The organism is Actinophytocola sediminis (assembly GCF_054779715.1).
On sequence record NZ_BAAGXS010000055.1, the window covers coordinates 1 to 1,573 of the forward strand.

The 1,573-nt window shown below is 63.8% G+C and carries 2 protein-coding genes; one reads left to right on the plus strand and one right to left on the minus strand.

Annotated elements, in window-relative coordinates:
- Positions 1-379: 379 nt before the first annotated feature.
- Positions 380-559, plus strand: a complete 180-nt coding sequence (locus tag ACYVIP_RS28225; RefSeq protein ID WP_460401673.1) for a hypothetical protein — start codon at positions 380-382, stop codon at positions 557-559.
- A gap of 911 nt (positions 560-1,470) precedes the next feature.
- On the opposite strand, the gene ACYVIP_RS28230 is transcribed toward ACYVIP_RS28225, so the two are convergent.
- Positions 1,471-1,573 (minus strand): helix-turn-helix domain-containing protein (locus ACYVIP_RS28230; RefSeq protein WP_460401675.1); only part of this gene is annotated, 103 nt, incomplete at its 5' end.

Here is a 1,573-nt window from a genome sequence, read left to right on the forward strand (position 1 = left end):
GCAGGCGGCACTGGAGTCCCTCGGGCTCCACGCCAAACGTGTGGGATCGATAGTCCAACCGGGCGAACGGTGGATCGTCATCTCCGCTGACGGCCTCAGTCACGAAGACGAACAGACCATCCGTAAGCAGATCGCCGAAACCACCGCGCAGATTCCGGGGAACGACGAAACTACGTGACATTTCCGGAGTAAATGTCACCGAACCGGAGACTGGGCGCGGATCCAGGTCAGCGGGAGACCGTTCTGAATCAGTTCCGTGCGGAGGTTCTGGTCACGTCGGGTTTCTATTGACTAGACCCATCGGGTATATGTAAATAGTGGACAAAAAGGGGACAAAGCTCCGACCGCTGAGCCCAGGCGGCGAGCGCGCGTGACCAACATGGACAGACCCGTGATGGTGACGCGCACCCACCTCGGCCGACCCGTCGTCGCCATCCAGACCGACGGACCGATCACCATCATCCTCGCCGATCACGCCGCCCCGGACTGGATGATCGCCGCCGCCACCGACTTCGCGTCCTCGCAGCACGAGCGATACCCCGAGCCTGACCTCATCTAGCGGGCCTCGACGCCGGCACCCCTCACCGTCCGCCATCCCCAGTCGCGCCCAGGCGTGCGTCCAGTAGAGCCGTGAGGCGTCCGATCGCGACGATCGCCTCGGGCTCCAGTGGCGGCAACTCAGCGGCGATCGCAGCTGTCTACCGTTCGCGATTCTCGCCCTCCGAGAACGCGGTCAGGCGAATACGCGAAGAACAGTCATGTCGCGATCCTATTCCTACCGGCAGGCATGTATTTATATGCCCACTAATACCGTCAGAGATGTTGGTTTGTTCGCCTCTCGCTGCATCGGCGGATATACAGTCGGTACTCTCGTACCGAGAGCATATTTCGGTTATGGCTATCGTTACAGATGGGCGATCTGAGTGCGATCACACATCGTTACGGCCGTGGACCGACAGTGACTCGGTGGGGTCGAACGCGCGCGAGGCAAACATGTCCAACTGTCAACGCCCAGCCACCCAGCTCCCGCGCGCTGGATTGAGGCGCCGCAGGTCGTTCCTCGTCCAGCTCCTTCAGTTTCTTGCGAAGGTCGGGCCAAGCCGCTTCTCCAGTGGGCCGGGGCGGCGGCGTAGCGCTCCAGAGGCGGTCCTCCCACCAAGCCGCGCGGTCGCCTTGTGATCCAACCCGCGATCTTCGCGACCAGCTCGGACGCGGGCGCCCGTCAACCGGTGCCGGCGCGGCTCCGCCCCCGAAGGCAGGTACTGCTTCGAGCTCGACCAGCCCCTGACGTTGAGCCGCGAACAACGCCGTGAGCGCGCCCCGCCCTCAAGGCCTTCCGATCTACCCCACTGAGGTGTAACGGAGAGTAGATGCGAGGGTGGGGGCGTCCGCGCCAAGGGGACGCCCCCACCTCCTCCCCGCAGTCTGGCCTTACAGCCACCTTCCCCGCTGCGGGTGCTCGATGGAGGGCTAACGGTGCCCTAGCGACTCGCCCGACCGCATGTCCCCGCCGCGACGACGAAATTCCGTTCCCGCCTCGGTCAGGATGCTATGAATGAATCCGAACGAACGA

Bases quoted from the DNA above. Each gene is read 5' to 3' on its own strand.
- ACYVIP_RS28225 (WP_460401673.1), top strand. From the start codon at position 380: ATGGACAGACCCGTGATGGTGACGCGCACCCACCTCGGCCGACCCGTC.